Source organism: Pseudoalteromonas sp. CO109Y (assembly GCF_004208935.1).
GTDB lineage: Bacteria > Pseudomonadota > Gammaproteobacteria > Enterobacterales > Alteromonadaceae > Pseudoalteromonas > Pseudoalteromonas shioyasakiensis.
The window spans coordinates 200482-215376 of the sequence record NZ_SGPD01000006.1 but is presented as its reverse complement, the minus strand read 5'-3'; the positions used below and the strand labels follow the sequence as shown (position 1 = coordinate 215376).

14 protein-coding genes are annotated in these 14895 nt (G+C 41.0%); 4 read left to right on the top strand and 10 right to left on the bottom strand.

The window, feature by feature from the left end; genetic code table 11:
- Positions 1 to 37: 37 nt before the first annotated feature.
- From EXT43_RS01900 to EXT43_RS01890, 3 genes are all read right to left on the bottom strand, one after another.
- Positions 38 to 1234 (bottom strand): glycine C-acetyltransferase, encoded by a 1197-nt coding sequence (locus EXT43_RS01900; RefSeq protein ID WP_054560964.1) that lies wholly within the window; start codon positions 1232 to 1234, stop codon positions 38 to 40.
- 149 nt (positions 1235 to 1383) lie between these two features.
- Complete coding sequence (gmhB, locus tag EXT43_RS01895; protein WP_130166226.1) at positions 1384 to 1935, bottom strand: D-glycero-beta-D-manno-heptose 1,7-bisphosphate 7-phosphatase; 552 nt, start codon at positions 1933 to 1935, stop codon at positions 1384 to 1386.
- A complete protein-coding gene (locus EXT43_RS01890; RefSeq protein ID WP_130166225.1) occupies positions 1935 to 2993 on the bottom strand; it encodes a glycosyltransferase family 9 protein in 1059 nt (352 codons plus the stop codon). The genes gmhB and EXT43_RS01890 overlap by 1 nt, the downstream gene beginning before the upstream one ends.
- A 124-nt stretch (positions 2994 to 3117) precedes the next feature.
- Here EXT43_RS01890 and EXT43_RS01885 point away from each other — a divergent pair, with 124 nt between their 5' ends.
- A complete protein-coding gene (locus EXT43_RS01885; RefSeq protein WP_130166224.1) occupies positions 3118 to 3837 on the top strand; it encodes a 3-deoxy-D-manno-octulosonic acid kinase in 720 nt (239 codons plus the stop codon).
- On the opposite strand, the gene EXT43_RS01880 is transcribed toward EXT43_RS01885, so the two are convergent.
- Both EXT43_RS01880 and EXT43_RS01875 read right to left on the bottom strand, forming a co-directional pair.
- Positions 3838 to 4929, bottom strand: coding sequence for a glycosyltransferase (locus EXT43_RS01880; protein ID WP_130166223.1), 1092 nt, complete (start codon positions 4927 to 4929; stop codon positions 3838 to 3840).
- Complete coding sequence (locus EXT43_RS01875; RefSeq protein WP_240701460.1) at positions 4926 to 5939, bottom strand: glycosyltransferase family 1 protein; 1014 nt, start codon at positions 5937 to 5939, stop codon at positions 4926 to 4928. Before EXT43_RS01875 ends, EXT43_RS01880 begins: the two co-directional genes overlap by 4 nt.
- A gap of 212 nt (positions 5940 to 6151) precedes the next feature.
- On the opposite strand from EXT43_RS01875, the gene EXT43_RS01870 reads away from it, so the two are divergent.
- Entirely contained in the window at positions 6152 to 7726 is a 1575-nt protein-coding gene (locus tag EXT43_RS01870) for a capsule assembly Wzi family protein (protein WP_130166221.1), read from the top strand.
- Positions 7727 to 7759: 33 nt separating this feature from the next.
- On the opposite strand, the gene hldE is transcribed toward EXT43_RS01870, so the two are convergent.
- Positions 7760 to 9199 (bottom strand): bifunctional D-glycero-beta-D-manno-heptose-7-phosphate kinase/D-glycero-beta-D-manno-heptose 1-phosphate adenylyltransferase HldE, encoded by a 1440-nt coding sequence (gene hldE / locus EXT43_RS01865; protein ID WP_062566438.1) that lies wholly within the window; start codon positions 9197 to 9199, stop codon positions 7760 to 7762.
- Positions 9199 to 9789, bottom strand: coding sequence for an SIS domain-containing protein (locus EXT43_RS01860; protein WP_058585836.1), 591 nt, complete (start codon positions 9787 to 9789; stop codon positions 9199 to 9201). Before EXT43_RS01860 ends, hldE begins: the two co-directional genes overlap by 1 nt.
- 188 nt (positions 9790 to 9977) lie before the next feature.
- Here EXT43_RS01860 and waaA point away from each other — a divergent pair, with 188 nt between their 5' ends.
- Positions 9978 to 11237, top strand: coding sequence for a lipid IV(A) 3-deoxy-D-manno-octulosonic acid transferase (waaA, locus tag EXT43_RS01855; protein WP_062566439.1), 1260 nt, complete (start codon positions 9978 to 9980; stop codon positions 11235 to 11237).
- Positions 11238 to 11287: 50 nt separating this feature from the next.
- Positions 11288 to 11830: a DUF1415 domain-containing protein gene (locus EXT43_RS01850; RefSeq protein WP_062566595.1), complete on the top strand. Its 543-nt coding sequence runs from the start codon at positions 11288 to 11290 to the stop codon at positions 11828 to 11830.
- Positions 11831 to 11905: 75 nt separating this feature from the next.
- Here EXT43_RS01850 and EXT43_RS01845 read toward each other — a convergent pair whose 3' ends face one another.
- From EXT43_RS01845 to EXT43_RS01835, 3 genes are read right to left on the bottom strand one after another with little or no spacing between them, the layout of a single operon-like run.
- On the bottom strand, positions 11906 to 12241 hold the full coding sequence (locus EXT43_RS01845; protein ID WP_054551056.1) for a YdbL family protein: 336 nt from the start codon (positions 12239 to 12241) through the stop codon (positions 11906 to 11908).
- A 9-nt stretch (positions 12242 to 12250) separates the two neighbouring features.
- A complete protein-coding gene (locus EXT43_RS01840) occupies positions 12251 to 12433 on the bottom strand; it encodes a YnbE family lipoprotein (RefSeq protein WP_054551055.1) in 183 nt (60 codons plus the stop codon).
- A complete protein-coding gene (locus tag EXT43_RS01835) occupies positions 12426 to 14894 on the bottom strand; it encodes a YdbH domain-containing protein (RefSeq protein ID WP_130166220.1) in 2469 nt (822 codons plus the stop codon). The genes EXT43_RS01840 and EXT43_RS01835 overlap by 8 nt, the downstream gene beginning before the upstream one ends.
- Between the last annotated feature and the right edge of the window lies 1 nt (position 14895).

The window sequence follows — 14895 nt, the reverse complement described above, 5'->3', positions numbered from 1 at the left end:
CAAAACCGAAGCAAAAGCTTCGGTTTAGGAAATAAAATTAGATAACACCCATTTCTTTACCAATACGGGTAAAGGCAGCAATAGCGGTATCTAATTGCTCTTTTGTATGCGCCGCAGAAATTTGCGTACGAATACGTGCTTGGCCTTTTGGTACTACAGGGAATGAGAAACCTGTTACGTAAATACCTTCAGCAAGTAATTTGTCAGCCATGGCTGAGGCAACTTTAGCATCGCCTAACATGACAGGGATAATAGCGTGGTCTTTACCTGCACAGGTAAATCCTGCTGCTTCCATTTGTTCACGGAAATACTTTGCGTTATCCCAAAGCTTAGCGCGTAATTCGCCGCCATTGCTTAGCATCTCAAGTACTTTAATTGATGCAGTAACAATTGATGGTGCAAGTGAGTTTGAGAAAAGGTATGGACGAGAGCGTTGGCGTAACCACTCAACAATTTCTTTTTTACCTGAAGTGTAACCACCTGATGCGCCACCAAGTGCTTTACCAAGGGTACCTGTGATGATATCAACACGGTCTAGTACACCGCAGTACTCTGGCGTACCTTTACCATTTTCACCAACAAAACCAACCGCGTGAGAGTCATCAACCATCACTAATGCATCATATTTATCAGCTAGGTCACAAACCGCTTCTAGATTACAAATTACGCCGTCCATTGAGAAAACACCGTCAGTGGCGATTAGCTTAGTTTTAGCACCCGCTTCATCAGCAGCAATAAGTTGTTTTTCAAGGTCGCTCATGTCGTTATTTGCATAGCGGAAACGCTTTGCTTTACAAAGACGCACACCGTCAATGATCGAAGCGTGGTTTAGCGCGTCAGAGATGATTGCATCATCTGGGCCTAAGATTGTTTCGAATAAACCTGCGTTGGCATCAAAACATGATGAGTAAAGAATAGTGTCTTCGGTTTCTAAGAACTCAGAGATCTTTTGCTCTAAAGTTTTATGAATATCTTGAGTACCACAAATAAAGCGTACAGACGCAACACCAAAACCATGATCGTCAAGGCCTTGTTGAGCTGCTTTAATTAACTCTGGGCTATTTGCTAAGCCAAGGTAGTTATTAGCACAAAAGTTAATGACCTTATCACCAGAGGCAACTTCAATTTGAGCCTGTTGCTGTGACGTGATAACACGCTCGCTTTTGTATAAGCCTTCAGCTTTCACTTCATCAATTTGCTGCTGCAACTGATTAAAAAACGCAGATGCTCTCATCTGTAATCTCCACATATTCTTGTATCTAACCAGAAATGATTAGCATGACATTAAATTTTGCGCCTATTGTAAAAGCTTAGACGAACAATTGCACTGTTTGCAGTTCGTCGCAGACCTTAAGGCTTGCGAAATAAAACTGGTCTTACCTGCTAAGACTGTAAAACTAAAGCAGGTAACTCAGCTAAAGACTCACAGACTACATCGGCGTGTTGTTCTGTTGACTCGGCATAACTTTGCCCTGAGCGAACTAAAACTCGGGTCGCGATGTTGGCTCTTTCAGCGGCAATAAGGTCACCAAGTTTATCGCCAACCATAATGCTGTGTGATGGGTCTATTTGATGCTCATCAATGGCTTGTAAAAGCATACCTGGGGCAGGCTTGCGACAATTACATTCTTGCAAATAGGCAGGCTCAGCTTTGCTTGGATGATGCGGACAAAAATAGACATCAAGAATAGTAACGCCATGGCGTAAAAATTCGCTCTTCATCCACTCAGTGAGGTTGTAAAAATCTTGCTCTGAATAATAACCACGGCCAATACCTGACTGGTTAGTTACCACCACAATTTTATAGCCCGCATCAGTAAAGGCTTTGCACGCCTCAAATACACCGGGTACAAATTCAAACTCTTCTGGTTTGTATACATAGCCATGATCAATATTGACCACACCATCACGGTCTAAAAATAAAACTTTGCTCATTACAATTGCTCTTTATCTACCACGTGGTCAAACATCGAAATCACCTTTTCAACACTTATTTGCGCCATTAAATCAGCCCCTTTAACGCGTGTTCCCCAAGGTAGCTCTTGCGCTGTTTTGCCTGTTTGCTCACGTAAATTTTGGTGATAAACCTCAACAACATAATCTTGATATAAATAAGGCCCTGTGCGTTTTGGGTTTGAGTGGGCATACAAACCAATAACAGGCGTTCCTACCGTTACAGCCATGTGTGCAGGCCCAGTATCAGGAGCTAGCACTAACGCCGCACATTTCAAAACACATAACAGTTCTTTTAGTTGGGTTTTCCCTACTAAGTTAAGCACAGGTGCCGAACTCTGCGCGATAATTTGCTCGGCAAGTTCAATTTCTAAAGGAGTTGGACCGCCAGTTATAACTACCGAAAAGCCTTGTTGATGAGCATGTTCAGCAAGTGCAGCATAACGCTCGGGTAACCAATTACGCTCTTTTTTACTTGCCGCAGGCGAGATAACAAAAATACGCCCGGCTAAACGTTCTTCACCTAATAGCGCATCGGCTGCTTGTTGGTGCTGCTCGGTAATTGGCATTTGCCATTGAGGCTTGTAATCAGGCGTCCCAATTGCTTGAGCAAAACCTTTAAAGCCTTCTAATACATGCGCCTCTGATTGCGGGGCAATACGCTTATTAATAAACAAGCTATGTAACTCTTTTGAGCGCGCCCAATCAAACCCCACTTTGACTTTTGCCGGAATACAGCGGGCAGCTAGATTCGCTCTTAGTGCGACTTGCATATGTAAGAGCACATCAAATTTACGCCCCTTGAACGTATCTTTTAGTTGCTGATAAGCCTGTTTGCCCTGCTTTTTATCGAATACAACAAACTCAACACCTGGTAAATCAGCCAGTAACATGGCCTCAACTTTACCAATCACCCAGGTAATTTTTGCCTTCGGATGTGCCTTTTGAATTGCTTGCACTGCTGATACGGCATGACATACATCACCAATAGCCGAAAGCCTTAAAATACAAATATCTGAATAGGAGGTTGATTGAGTCACGTGCGCCCTTAGCTACAGCAAATAATATGCGATCTTAAATTAACTTGATGCTAATGCAAGCACTTATGCGAAAAGCTAAAAATACGGTAAGATAGCGCTAATTTTATTTAATCTTGAAGTTGTTATGTTTGAAACTCAGCATCTGCAAAACACCACCCTTTTGTGTCACCCAGCTTATAAAGATGAGCTAACGCAACAGTGGTTCGATGCCAATTATTGGCAACAGCAAGATAAAATCGTTGGTGCAAAAAAAGGTCGCGCAACAGCGTGGTTTTTTAAACATCAACAGCTTACAGGCGTTCTTCGCCACTATTGGCGTGGTGGTTTAATAGGTAAGTTGCTGAGCGATCAGTACTTATATTTTGGTTTAAAGCAAACTCGTGTCTATAAAGAGTTTACACTGATGATGCGCTTACTTGAGCTTGGCCTAAACGTGCCGACACCCATTGCAGCAAAAGTGACCACCCATGGCTTAATCTATCGCGGTGATATCATCACCGAAGCAGTGACAGGCGCAAAAAGCGTGTTAGATATTTTAATCACGCGCCCACTTAGCCAGTCTGAGCTAAAAGCGATAGCAGTGACTCTCAGCGAGTTTCACAATCATGGCGTCTATCACGCAGATTTAAACATCAATAACATACTTTTCGATGATACAGGTAAGGTGTTTATCATCGACTTTGACCGCGGTGAAATCAAACAGCCACATGCTAGCTGGCAAACAGAGAACATTAAGCGTCTTGCCCGCTCGTTTGCAAAAGAGCAAGGCCGTAATGAAGTGATGCATTGGCAACAAAGTGATTGGCAGTCACTGGTGTGTGACTACCAAGCATTGCTGAACTAATTATCGATTTTGGGCCAATGCTAAATAACTTTCAGCAACTTTTGTTGATGGTATTTGTGATAGTATTTCTGCATCAACAACCTCTGGCTTATCATTTAACACAGACTCAATAGCTTGAGTTAAAGCCCCAGGGTTATTTGTAGGAACTAAATACTTGGCTAAACTACCCGTTAAGATTTCTTTTGGTCCATGAGTACAATCGGTGCTTACAACTGGCGTACCCAGTATGAGCGCCTCAATGAGAACAGTGGGTAATCCTTCATAATCTGAACTCAGTACCAAAGCATCAGCGCCTTTAATCCAAGCATATGGGTTTTGCTGAAAGCCTGGCAAAATAAGCCTATCTTCAATACCATGTTGGCGACCGAGTTTGGCAGCTTTATTAACTTTATTACATAATAAAACAAGCTTATGGGATGTATTTAAATTAGCAAATGCTGAAAATAAAACATCATGTCTTTTTTGTTTTGCTAAACGACCTACGTGAATAATATAGGGCTCACGTGGTAATCCTAACTCAGTTTCACTCGCTTTTTTGACTATGCTTTGAACATTAAACGGGTTAAAAATTGTTGTGATACTGCGGGGAGCAATCAACTTTTGCTGCTTAATTTCACTTTCAATACCTTCAGAAACACAAATTAAGTTTTGTCCTGACAAGCGCTTTTTACTTTTCAGTAAATAATGATAAGCAAATGGTCCAAGTTTCTTTTGTCTATTTAACTCAGCCGTAATTGAGTTATGAATGACATAGAAAACATGTTTAATAGTACTGCAAATTAGCAAATTATTACTGCGATCTAAATTTGATAAAACGAGATCAAATTCCCCGTTTTTAGATTGGTATTGTGCAAACCAATTTTCGATACGTTTTACGCTTTTTTTTAGTTGCCAGAACCTATCAACTTTTTTTGCTTTATGGTCAAACAAACATTCAACATTTAGTTGTGATGGTAAGGTATATTCAATCGAATTCGCTAAACTAAGAATGACAACTTCATGTTGTTGAGCCAAAAGCTCGCCAGCTAGCGTCAGCATCACTTTCTCAGCCCCACCGCCAACCAAAGAATCAATAACTATGGCAACCTTCATTTAGAAACCCCAAACAATAACTCAGACACGCCTTGCAGCATTTCTTTCTTGGCATTATGCGGTTTTATTTTCGCCAAAACGTTTTTAGTTGCTTGATAAGTTGTAGGTTCCAGTAATCGTTTAACAGCGTCACTTAAACTGTCTAACGTTGGGTCTGCGGCTAAAGTTAAGTTACTTTCAACACAGTTTTGCAAACGTTTCGGTTGGTCCTTGGAAATTGCTGCAGCAACAGTGGGGACTTTGAGTGAAATAGCTTGTAATAAACTGTCCCCTGCTGATAACACTGCAAATTTAGCATGTGCTAATACACCAACAAATTCACTTGCATGTAAACTTTTTAAAATGATCAGGGTATCATCTTTAGGTAGATCGTTTGGGTAGTTAGAACCAAAAACAACGATACCTTTCAAGCCTGTTTCAGCAGCTATTTTCTTCGCTGCTTGATAAAAAATATCAGCAAATAACTGGTTTTTTTCACCGTGCCCACCTGACCCAGCATTTACTAAAAAATAACCTTCATTCGTAAGATTTAACTGAGCTAACAATTGATACGTTTCGGTACTTGATGACTGCGAAAAAAAAGGACCCACATTTACCGGAGGTGACAAAGGGAAGAGCTTAAGCTTTAATCGCTCACTGAAGCTTATTTTTTCAATACAATAGTCAGGTTGTGCAACCCAATGTTTATCTATTAAATTTAAACGATTTAGCTTTAAGCCTTTCGCTCTTTTTTTATTATGCTGTGAAATAAACACCACTTTAGCCCCTGCACGCTTTGCTGTTTTCATTTGGGCTGCTCTACCTGCACAATCAAAAACAACCAAGTTAGGCTTAAATGTTTCAATTAACTGATTAACTTTACACGTTTCTTTTGTCGCTGATTGCTCTATCAGTGTTGTATCAAATGGGCAATCAAGGGCGTAATTTGTATGTTTATTTAATAAAAAGTGGATGTCTAAACGATCGGGAAAACTCTCATCTAAATAATGAGCAAATGATAACGAACGCATGTATTCACCTATTCCTTCAGATGATGACACGGGGATAAATAAAAGGCGTTTTTTTTCCATTACACTTTAAATTATAAAATTTGCCAGATTATACATCAAATTGAGTTCCTTTTACGATACCTAGACGAATTGCTCGTTGTGAATTATTTACTGCAATCATCATGTAGGGTTGGTAGACTTCTAGTCCCAAAAAACAAACCGAGAATTAAGCATTGCCTAAAAAAACACTTTTATTACTCGCTCTTGCTAGCGCATTTAGTCTACCTCTAGCTGCTGAACCTTGGGTTAAACCAGACGACTATGGCTTACGAGCCGACATTCAATTATTAGCGGATACAGGAGTGATTAAAGCTCCTGTAACTACATACCCGCTAATGTGGAATAGCTTTATTGATGAATTAAATGACACCACACTAGAGCAATTACCTAGTTTTGTTCAAGATGCTTTACTTCGAGTACAACACAGATATAAAGCCGAAAATACCGAACAGCACAACTTCCATAGCGAAGTTTTTCTATCAACAGATACATTACCAGCCACGAGTTTTGGCGCCACCAACACACAAAAATCAGAAGCGACCGTCGCTTATAGTTATTTAGGTGAAAGTTTAGCTGGTAAACTAGCAGTTAATTATCGTTCTGATGGTCGAAAATGCTATCTAGAGGGCATGGAACAATCAGACATAGCTGAAGATCATCAAGCGCTTACTGACTGTGATGATATTACTTTTGACCATAGTTACCTTGCCTATAAAATTGGCAATTGGGTCTTTCGTGCAGGTGCAGTTGAACAATTCTGGGGACCAGGTGTTGACAACAGTCTAATTCTCACAGCGAATAGTAAACCTTTACAAGCTTTCAGCATCAGTCGTGAAAAAGCCACCGCTTTTGAATCAGCTTGGTTGAGCTGGATTGGTCCTTGGAGCTTAACAACTCAAATGGCTAAGCTTGAATCAACCCGAGCAGTCCCTGATGCGCTACTTTGGAGTAGCCGAGTGAACTTTAGGCCAATTCAGCAACTTGAAGTTGCTCTAAGCTGGTCTGCACAATGGGGCGGGGATGGTGAACCCCAATCTATCTCAGAATTTTTTGATATGGTTTCAGGTAAAAGTACTTGTCCTGATGGTTCGCAAGACTGTACTGAAGCTGAAAAGTCAAAATTAGGCAACCAACTGGCAGGTATTGATTTACGCTGGTCAGATACTCTCTATTCATACCCGTACGCTATTTATGTAAGTACGATTGGCGAAGACGCTAGTAGCTACTTTAAACCCGCAGACAGAGCGTATTTAGCAGGTGTAGAAACAACAATTCCATTTGCAGAGCAAAATATCAAAGTAAACATTGAATACATTGATACTGTGGTTTCATGCTCTGGTGATGAATCTGTGCCTGGTGCTGAAATCTTCAATAACTGCTATTACGAGCATGGTAAATATAATTCTGGTTATCGCTACCAAGGAAGAACGATAGGCTCTACATTTGATAACGACACAGAATCCCTTGTACTCACAGTGCTTGGGCAGCATAGAAATGGCAACGATTGGCAGGTTAAACTGCGCCAAGTTGATTATAACAACGACAATGTAGATCTTTACCCTAGCAACCCAGATTTAGGGCATACAATCACTAAAAATGCCATTGATAGCACACAACTAGAACTGCGCTACAGAATGTTAGCATTACAAGGAAGAATCTCTTTCGGTGCTCTGGCTGCTAAGAATAAATCAATGGAGGAATCAGACACTGAAACCTCCGCATTTATGAAATATGAAATGAACTTTTAGAATCAAAAAAGCCAACACATGTTGGCTTTTTTATTAACTTTTGATTTTGCTAATTACGTTTGATGTTGAGCAACCATTAAGAAACTCAAGTACTTCGACTTTTCCGCCATGGCGTAACACATGCTCGGCACCGGCAATTTGGTCAACGGTGTAATCACCGCCTTTAACCAGTACATCAGGGCTAATTTGCTCAATAAGCTTAGCTGGCGTGTCATTTTCTTCAATGCTGCCAAATGGAATAACCCAATCAACTGACGCTAGCGCACTTAATACCATGGCACGTTCATCCAATGGATTAATCGGTCTTTCTGGGCCTTTTAAACGAGAGATTGATTCGTCATTATTTAAGCCAACAACCAGCCTGTCACCTCGTGCTTTTGCCTGTGCTAGGTAGCGCACATGGCCTGCGTGAAGGATGTCAAAACAACCATTAGTGAAAACTATTTTTTCACCATTTTGCTTAGCAAACTCAATGTGCTGAAGCACATCTTCAAAAGGCGTTTGGTAATGCTCGCCAGTTTGCTGTAAATATTGACCAAGCTTACGGCTCAACTCTTCTGGCGACACAGTTGCGGCACCCAGTTTACTCACCGCAATTCCGGCAGCAAGGTTGGCAATTTCGACCGCATCTTTTGCTGCCATTCCCGCACCAAGCATCACTGCAAGCGTCGCGATTACGGTATCGCCTGCGCCAGTAACATCGCTAACTTCAAGCTGCTGGGCTGCAAAATCATGTTTTTCTGCTTGGCTAATTAACGACATACCCTGCTCTGAGCGAGTTAACAACATAGCAGCGATGCCTGCTTCAGTGATTAGCTTACGTGCGCTGTCAGTCAAGTTTTGCTCAGAGTCCGTCAAACCACCAGCAAGCTTAAACTCGTTTAAGTTAGGGGTTATGTAATCAGCACCACGATATAAGCTTAAATCAGATGATTTAGGATCAATAAGTACCGTTTTACCCGCTTTCTTTGCAACCTGAATCATTTGTTGAATTAAGCTCAGAGAACCTTTGTTGTAGTCAGAAAACAACACAAAATCGTAGTCATCTAAAACCAGCTCTAAACGGTTTAATAACAATTGGCTGTGTTGCTCAGTAAAGCTCTCTTCAAGGTCTAATCGAACAACTTGCTGATGACGGCTGATTACTCGCATTTTAGAAATAGTCGGTAAATCGCAAACACTCACTAATTGAGAATCAATTTTCTCCGAACTTAAAATTGTTTCGAGGATTTGCCCACTTTCATCTTCACCAACTAAACCTAGTAGGCCCACTTTACCATCTAAACGGGCAATATTTTTTGCTACGTTTGCTGCACCACCAGCTTTGTCTTCAAATTTACTGACTTTAACAACAGGTACAGGGGCTTCAGGCGAAATACGCCCTGAATCGCCATGCCAATATCTATCTAGCATGACATCACCAACGACTAAAATACGAGCCTTTGAAAGGTTTTTTAGTAACGCTAAATCCATTACTTTTGCTCCGCTACAACCATATCGATGGCTTCGCATAGCCAATGTCCGATGAACATATGCGCCTCTTGGATACGCGCTGTTTCATCATTTTTAATGATAATAGGTAGCTTAGCGATATCTTTTACTTTACCGCCATCTCGGCCCGTTAATGCGACTGTAAAGGCGCCAATTTCATTTGCCGCTGCCAGTGCAAGATTGATGTTAGGGCTAGTGCCTGAGGTGGTTAAGCCAATCACCAAATCTTCAGGTTTACATAACGCCTGCACTTGGCGCTCAAATACAGTATCAAAATGATAGTCGTTACTGTGAGCGGTTAAAATTGAAGTATCTGTTGTCAATGCGATAGAAGCAAGTGGACCGCGTTCCAATTTGTAACGTACGACAAACTCAGCAGCTAAATGCTGTGCATCAGCCGCACTACCGCCATTACCAAACCAAATTACCTTACCACCAGCTTGTAAAGCGCTGTGACATACTTCAAGTAATTGCATCACTTCTGGGTGATATGTATCCATCGTTTCAAATAACATTTGATGGCGGTTCAAACTTTCTAAGTAGCTTGCTGCTACAGAATCTAATTCAGGCATGAATATCCCTCTTTGGAACAAACTTTGGCAGGAGTAATAATGTTATTATTCCACAGATTTATTTCTTTGTGTTCAGTTTATCGTACTTTTATGAATATCGACTGGATAATTACAGTTATATGTAGACTAACTATTGGCAACAGCTCGATTAGCGTTAAACTACCCTAAAACTCTATATATTAAAAATTATGGCGCGCATTTTATACTCTTTACTTTTATACCTACTAAGCCCACTGGTTGTTTTTTACCTGTATGTTTTACGTGGCAAAAAGAATAAGGGTTACCGTGAGCATTTTGCTGAGCGCTTTGGCTTTTCGAATTTATCGCACCACGATGTTGTTTTTCATTGTGCCTCTGTTGGTGAAGTGTTAGCGGCAACCCCGCTTATTAAGGCTGTTCAATCAGAAAATCCAGCGCTTACTATTTTAGTAACCTGTAATACCCCAACAGGTCGCGAGCAAGTAAAAAATAACTTTAAAGATGCGGTTAGCTGTAGTTATTTACCGATTGATTTTTTCTTCGCTACCAATCGATTTTTAAAACGAATCCAGCCAAAGGTACTGTGTATTTTAGAAACTGAGCTTTGGCCAAACCTGATGGCGCAAAGCAGCAACACCGGCACAAAAGTACTTGTTTTAAATGCCCGGCTTTCAGCTAAATCACAGCAAGGCTACCAAAAGGTAATGCCTTTAACTAAGGTGATCATGCAGTCTATTAGCGATCTTGCTAGTCATAATCAAAATGATGCCAAACGTTTTATTGAACTTGGTTTAAAACCTGAAAAGGCACGCGTATTTGGCTCAATTAAATTTGATATCACGCCTACAGAAGAGCAATTAAATAAAGTTGCAGCACTAAAAAAACAGTATAACAACGAGCGCTTTATCTGGGTTGCAGGCTCCACTCATCCTGTTGAACATGAGCTTATTTTAACTGCTCATGAGAAGCTATTAAAAGCGTTACCCCACGCACTTTTGATTATTGCTCCACGTCACCCAGAGCAATTTGATAAAGTCGCGGAGATATTAAAAAGCTCAAATTTGAGCTTTAGTCGTCGCAGTGAAGATAACTATAACAACCAACAAGTTGTGTTAGCTGACACGTTAGGTGAGTTACAATGCTTATATGGTGTGGCAAACATCAGCTATGTTGGCGGTAGTTTAATAGAGCGAGGCGGCCATAACCCGTTAGAGTCAGCAGCGTTTTCTGTTGGCGTATTAGCAGGCCCTCATACCTATAACTTCGACCATATTTATCCTGAACTGATTAGTGCTCAGGGAGCTAAAACCGTTACCGATGAAAATCACCTTGCTGACACACTTATCGCTTTGAGCACTGATGTACAAAAGACGATTAAGCTCGGTCAACAAGCTGCGAAATGCGTTGCTAACAATCAAGGCGCCATCAGTAAAACGGTTAATTTAATTGAGCATTACTTAGAAAAGTAAGATAGAAAAGTAAAATAGAATAGAGAAATAATGTGACTTCAAAGCAAGCGATGAATCGCCCAGAAATACAAATGCGCGAATGGGTATCAAGCGTAATCGTAAAATACAATTTCTGTCCATTTGCCCGTAAAGAAGTTGAAAGCAATTGCATTCATTATCAAATCAGCCAGTCTACTACTCTTGATGATGCAGTAATGGATATGCTTGAGCAATGTAGCGCATTAGACCAACAAGCAGAGCGCGAAACCACTTTGTTAATGTTTGAGCAAGGCTTTAAGGATTTTGAAGAGTTCTTAGATTTAGTCGATTTAGCCAATGCGCTTTTAGCTGCGCAAGGCTATGAAGGTAAGTATCAAATAGCCAACTTTCATCCTGACTATGTGTTTGCTGATAGCGATGACAGCGATGCTGCAAACTATACGAATCGTGCACCTTACCCAACACTGCATTTGATCCGTGAAGCCAGCATGAGCGAAGCGTTAGACAGCTACAATGAACCCGAATCTATCCCAGAGCACAACATTAAACTAGCAAGGCGCAAAGGCATCGACTTTTGGCAGCAGCTGCTGCAAAACTGCATCGATAAGCGCTAACACCTACCGGCGTTTAATAGATAAAAAGCCAGCAATGCTGGCTTTTTATTTTTTATAGCTATTAAATTTAGTGAGCTATTTTTTTACCCACTCACCGTTCACTTCAATGTAGTGACCCGGCTTAGTTTTTTCGATAGTTTTTGCCGCAGCAAGGGCTTCAACTTGCGCTAACGAAAGATTATTCTTTTTCGCAAGTTTTAAATATTGCTCTTTACGCTTTGCATTAATTTCATCAACGACCGCTTTTGCTTCGCTGTTATTAACCACTAAACCTAAATAGCCTGAGCTGTCTTCACCCACCAAACCTTGGCTCTTTGCATCATCAAGGCTGATAGCCCAAGCTGAGAAAGATAAACAAACAGCACTGATCAAGGTGATCACATTTAGTTTTTTAAGTTGTAATTTACGCATGTGTGCTCCTTAGAATAATTCGCTGTCATCACTGAATAAGGTATCAAGTTCTTTATCCACTTTTACGCGGATCTCATGGTCAACTTTTACATTTAAGTTGATTGTAATCGGCTCTTTTGCTGCCACCTCAACACGGTGAGTACAGGCACTCAGCATGCCTACTGCCGTCAGCATTACTAACCACTTAGCCATCATTGCTTCCTTTTTTTGCATACTCTTTCTCAACTTTTTGAGTAATTTCATCACTTAAACGCAGCGCTCTAAGTAAAGTAAATACATTCTCTTCATGGTTATAATTAAAGTTCACTGCTTGCTGCTGCGCTTCATTATAACCTTCTAAATTAACACCTAAATGTAACCAACCATCAGGTTTGAGGTTAACACTGCTGCGTAGTTTTTTAATATCTAAATTCTCGAGTAAACTCAGCGTTGTACTCAGCTCCTGTTGCTGCGCTTTTACAGCTTCAAAACCCGCATTATTAGTGATCAGTAATTTACCATCACCTTGATTAACTAGCTGCCCTTGCTTTACCTCTATGCCCTGTTTGCTTATAACAACAGGTAAGGTGCCCGCTAAGCGCCCGCTTAAACTAATTCCAGACTCGGCATCAAGGGTGACTAATTTGCTGGCATCAATATTTTCAAACTTAACGGTCGCGGTTTGGTTGTCACTCAGTGGGCAGTATTTATTCACCACAAATTTGCCGCCCATAACCTGACCGGTTAGATCAGCTGCGCAAGGCTGATTAGCCGTTACCTGCAACTGACCCTGCATATTTTTGACCACAGCACCTGCGCGCAGTTCATTGAGTGTAAATTTAGTCGCTGCAATATTAAGCTGCCCTGAATTAAACGTCCCATCTAAATCCACGGCAAAATCATTTGCTAGGTAGTCATTATAAAGCGCACTGAGTTTATTAATGTGAACACTACCTTCTGCTTGCTGAAGATTTACATCACCTTTAATAATCCCTGAAACCACCCCATCAGTGATGGTTGCAAGGGGCTCAAACTGAGCAATTATCGGATTAAGCTTGGCTACTGCCTGCTCAGGTATCACCAATTCAAATGGGTGCGCAACCTTAGACATATGATGGCTAACAAGCGCTTCAAAGCCATCTGCAAACACATGATGCGTTGCCTGCAGGGCGCGGCTTTGGAGGGCATTTGTAACGACAGACAACTTATTTAAGCTAAGCTCTGCTGTTGATAATTTAGCGACAGTGGTTTTGGCATCAATATCAGCAAATAATTCCCCCACACTGAGGTCTGTACTAAGGGTTAGCTCATTACTTATTTTTACTGCGCTAATATCATCATAATTTAATGATTTAACCTTGCTATTGGCTTTAACAACGAGGTGCTGCTGGGCATTATACTCAGCGTCAATCGCGCTGCTAAAATCAGCTAACTGTGCACCTGATATTAGCGCATTTTTAGCACTGATATTGGTATTCAGTTTAGCTGTAGGGCTAGTAAATAACTCATCGATATTTAGCTTTCCTTTAGCCCCAATACCCTCAACCAGAGCACCGTCAGCCTGAAAATCTAAAAATGCAGGGAGTGAATCAAGTGACAGTTGAAAATCAGCGCTAACGTCACTTTCATGCAAATGCGCATTTAGCTTAAGCTCATCAATATCTTTACTGTTAAAATCAATGCTAACTTGGCTATTAAGTGATGCGAGCGGATCCTGTAAAGAAAAGGTAGTATTACTGACTGTCACTTCACTTTGCCCTTTAGTTGCTAGCAGTTTTACGATTGGGACTGATAGCTGCTCGGCTTCTACACTAACTGGTTTGTCAATGTGTAACTGCCAAGTAAGCGGTAACTGCGCTTCAACAAATGATTGATGCTGTTGGTCTTTGATGATGCTTAAACATGCTTGGTTTGCGCTAAGTTGATTTTGTAACGCTGATAAATCCGCATATAAATGCTGTTGGTTTAATTGATACTTCGCACTCAGTTGCCCTTCGGTGGTAAAACCTAGGTCGCATTGCGCTAGAGCATGCTGATAACTTGCATTGACGGTGCTTTCAATTGCAACCGTAATACCATCAAACTTAACCTGCGATTGAGTGCCAAAATGGCTGCTTTGTGGCAATGTTATGAACCGCCTAGCTACTTGCTCATCAAGGGTGATGTTGGCTTTTATTTCATAATTAGATATTTCAACATCTGCATTAAGATCACGTGAAATCGTAAAATGGTTTAAGCGTTTTTCTTGTATTGCCAACCTAACAGGGCTATCGGTAAATGGTGAGACTACATCAAGCTGCTCAATGCTTATTAGCGGTCTTTGCTCTGGTAATACTAAAGCGAGCTTTTTAAATTCAGTCTGTGCTGATTCTGGTTGTTTTTTATTTGCAAGGTCGCTAACGATGAGATTAGCGCGAGAAACCCTAACCTGTTGCTTGTTAGCAAGGATACCAGCTAACTCTATTTGCTGCCCTTGATAAGTTAAGCATAATTTCTCGATATTTAAATCAAGCTGGCTGGTCAATGACCAATCAATGCAGTGAAGCTCAGCGCCATTTTTACTAAGCATAGGCGTTAAGTACCACGATGTCAGTGGTAGCCTGAACAGATACGCCAACAGCAGCATGCTTAGCACGATACCTAGCAACCCTACGCTTACCCGCTTAAAACTCAAA

Excerpts from the sequence above, each read along its gene's own strand:
- EXT43_RS01845 (WP_054551056.1), bottom strand. The coding sequence starts at position 12,241 with ATGCGTAAATTACAACTTAAAAAACTAAATGTGATCACCTTGATCAGT.
- EXT43_RS01860 (WP_058585836.1), bottom strand. The coding sequence starts at position 9,789 with ATGCCTGAATTAGATTCTGTAGCAGCAAGCTACTTAGAAAGTTTGAAC.
- waaA (WP_062566439.1), top strand. The coding sequence starts at position 9,978 with ATGGCGCGCATTTTATACTCTTTACTTTTATACCTACTAAGCCCACTG.
- EXT43_RS01880 (WP_130166223.1), bottom strand. The coding sequence starts at position 4,929 with ATGAAGGTTGCCATAGTTATTGATTCTTTGGTTGGCGGTGGGGCTGAG.
- EXT43_RS01875 (WP_240701460.1), bottom strand. The coding sequence starts at position 5,939 with ATGCGTTCGTTATCATTTGCTCATTATTTAGATGAGAGTTTTCCCGAT.
- EXT43_RS01885 (WP_130166224.1), top strand. The coding sequence starts at position 3,118 with ATGTTTGAAACTCAGCATCTGCAAAACACCACCCTTTTGTGTCACCCA.
- EXT43_RS01840 (WP_054551055.1), bottom strand. The coding sequence starts at position 12,433 with ATGGCTAAGTGGTTAGTAATGCTGACGGCAGTAGGCATGCTGAGTGCC.
- hldE (WP_062566438.1), bottom strand. The coding sequence starts at position 9,199 with ATGGATTTAGCGTTACTAAAAAACCTTTCAAAGGCTCGTATTTTAGTC.
- EXT43_RS01850 (WP_062566595.1), top strand. The coding sequence starts at position 11,288 with ATGAATCGCCCAGAAATACAAATGCGCGAATGGGTATCAAGCGTAATC.
- EXT43_RS01900 (WP_054560964.1), bottom strand. The coding sequence starts at position 1,234 with ATGAGAGCATCTGCGTTTTTTAATCAGTTGCAGCAGCAAATTGATGAA.
- gmhB (WP_130166226.1), bottom strand. The coding sequence starts at position 1,935 with ATGAGCAAAGTTTTATTTTTAGACCGTGATGGTGTGGTCAATATTGAT.